Here is a 2532-nt window from a genome sequence, read left to right as displayed (position 1 = left end):
AAGGTGGTCATCAACGGCGTCGACGTCACGGCGTACGTGAACGAGCGCGACCCGTGGTACCCGTTGCGCGCGATGCTCCGTCCTGTCGACCCCGAGGGCATGCGCGCCGCCTGGGCTGCTCTCCAAGACGAGTGGGCGAAGACGATCACCAGGGCGCAAGCTCTGCCCGAAGACAGGCTGCACGAGTCGGTCGATGACGAGTGGTCCTTCGTCCAGACGCTGCGACATCTCGTCTTCGCGATGGACAAGTGGTTCACGGCGCCGATCCTCGGAGCAGGCTTCCACCCGATCGGGTTGCCGAACACCGGCTCCGCCGACTTCCCGTGGCCCGCCCTCGATGACAACCTGACGCCGTCCGTCTCCGAAGCCCTCGCCGTGCGCGCGGATCGTGCCACGCGCCTTCGCGGCTATCTGGCAACGGTTGCGGCGACCGACTTCACACGACCGGTCGACGTGCTCGAGAACGGCCCGCACCCGGTGCAAGAGTGCATCTACACCGTCTTCGAGGAAGAGTTCTGGCACAACCGCTATGCGCGGCGCGACCTCGCGCAGCTGGAAGCGTCGACATAGGATCCGCCTCGAGCGTCACCGCAGCATGCAGGGAACGGAAAGACGCAAGGCAGCCAGCCGGAGAGTGCTAGACGAGGTCGTGCACCGCGACCACTGGTAGCGGCCGCACCCCGAGTGGCATCGTGATGGCACCGATAGCAGTTGACGTGGCACCACTCATGGTGCCAAACTGGTGCCATGAACCTGGAACTGTACGTCCAGAACATCAACCGCCAGCTCGCGATCGCTGCCGAGGCCGGCGACGACGAGGCTCGGGCGCTCGCCGAGCGCCTGGTCGCGCCGCTGGAGGCGGCGATCCGCCTCACCCTGCAGGACGCGCTGGCGTCGGCGGCCGAGGAGATCACCACCGAGCTCGCCCCGGGATCGGTCGAGCTGCGCCTGCGCGGACGCGACCCCGAGTTCGTGGTGACACCCCCGCCGGCCGACTCGTCCGCCGACGACCTGGCCGAGGGCCCCGACGACCGGCCTCCAGCCTTTCCAGAGGGTGACGAGGGCGGGATGTCGCGGATCAACCTCCGCATGCCCGACCACCTCAAGGCCCGGATCGAGCAGGCGGCCGCGAACGAGGGGCTGTCGGTCAACGCCTGGCTCGTGCGGGCGGCCGCCGCCGCCCTGGAACGAACCGGCCCGTCCCGAGGACGCGAACGGCGCGCCTCCCAGGGCGCCCAGCGCTACACGGGCTGGGCACGCTAGCCAACCCACAAAGGGAACTGCAGATGCCCACCTTCGATACTCCCCAACCGATCTCCGTCACCGTCGAGTTCGGCGTCGGCGACCTCCAGATCGTGGCCAGCGAGCGCACCGACACCACGGTCGAGGTGCGCCCGAGCGACCCCGCCAAGCAGGCCGACGTGACCGCCGCCGAGCAGACCCGCGTCGAGTACGCCGGCGGCAGGCTGCTGATCAAGGCCCCCAAGAGCTGGAGGCAGTACACCTTCCGAGGGGGCGGCGAGTCGGTCGACGTGCGGGTCGAGCTGCCGGCCGGCTCGCAGCTGCGAGGCGAGACCGGGGTGGCGGCGCTGCGCTGCCGAGGTCGCCTGGGCGAGTGCCGCTACAAGACCGGCATCGGCGACCTCCAGCTCGACCAGGCGGGCGCAGTCCAGCTCCGGACCGGTGTCGGCGACATCACCGTGGAGCGGGCCGACGGCGACGCCGAGCTCACGACGGGTTCCGGCTCCGTGCGGATCGATGGCATCGACGGCACGGCGGTGGTCAAGAACTCCAACGGCGACACCTGGATCGGCCGGGTCACCGGAGACCTGCGGGTCAATGCGGCCAACGGCCGGATCTCGGTCGACCAGGCGAGCGCGACGGTCGCCGCCAAGTCCGCCAACGGCGACGTCCGCCTGGGCGAGATCGCGCACGGCGCCGTCCTCGCCCAGACCGCCTTCGGCAAGGTCGAGATCGGGATCCGCGACGGCGCCGCCGCCTGGCTGGACCTCAACACCCGCTACGGCACCGTGCGCAACGACCTGGACGCCGCCGAGCGTCCCGGACCGGGCGAGGACGCGGTCGAGGTTCGCGCCCGCACCGCCTTCGGGGACATCACCATCCACCGCTCCTCCGCCAACGACCCCGGAAAGGACAAGACATGACCAGTCCCACCGCTCGGTCGGCGATCGCGGTCGCCGGGCTGCGCAAGTCCTTCGGCGACAAGGTCGTGCTCGACGGCATCGACCTGCGGGTCACCGAGGGGACGGTCTTCGCGCTGCTCGGCCCCAACGGCGCCGGCAAGACCACTATGGTGCAGATCCTGTCCACCCTGATCGGCGCCGACGCCGGCGAGGTCAGGGTGGCCGGCCAGGACCTGGCCCGCGAGCCGGACGCGGTGCGCTCGGCGATCGGCGTCACCGGCCAGTTCTCGGCGGTCGATCACCTGCTCACCGGCGAGGAGAACCTGCTCCTGATGGCCGACCTGCGCCACCTGGACCGGGCCGAGGGCCGGCGGCGGTCGGCCGAGCT

4 protein-coding genes are annotated in these 2532 nt (G+C 70.6%); all 4 read left to right on the top strand.

What is annotated here, in order from left to right:
• Positions 1-570: DinB family protein (locus VK640_11695; GenBank protein ID HTE73846.1), on the top strand; the 570-nt coding region annotated here is incomplete at its 5' end.
• 177 nt (positions 571-747) lie between these two features.
• Complete coding sequence (locus tag VK640_11690; GenBank protein HTE73845.1) at positions 748-1263, top strand: toxin-antitoxin system HicB family antitoxin; 516 nt, start codon at positions 748-750, stop codon at positions 1261-1263.
• Between the two features lie 23 nt (positions 1264-1286).
• The gene (locus VK640_11685; protein ID HTE73844.1) at positions 1287-2165 is read left to right on the top strand and encodes a DUF4097 family beta strand repeat-containing protein; all 879 of its coding nucleotides are present in this window, start codon (positions 1287-1289) and stop codon (positions 2163-2165) included.
• Positions 2162-2532 (top strand): ATP-binding cassette domain-containing protein (locus VK640_11680; GenBank protein ID HTE73843.1); only part of this gene is annotated, 371 nt, incomplete at its 3' end. The genes VK640_11685 and VK640_11680, both read left to right, overlap by 4 nt.

Source organism: Actinomycetes bacterium, from assembly GCA_035489715.1.
Classification (GTDB): domain Bacteria; phylum Actinomycetota; class Actinomycetes; order JACCUZ01; family JACCUZ01; genus DATHAP01.
Note: the sequence above shows the minus strand (reverse complement) of the source record. Positions and strands in the feature narration are given on the sequence as shown.

Excerpts from the sequence above, each read along its gene's own strand:
- VK640_11690 (HTE73845.1), top strand. The coding sequence starts at position 748 with ATGAACCTGGAACTGTACGTCCAGAACATCAACCGCCAGCTCGCGATC.
- VK640_11685 (HTE73844.1), top strand. The coding sequence starts at position 1,287 with ATGCCCACCTTCGATACTCCCCAACCGATCTCCGTCACCGTCGAGTTC.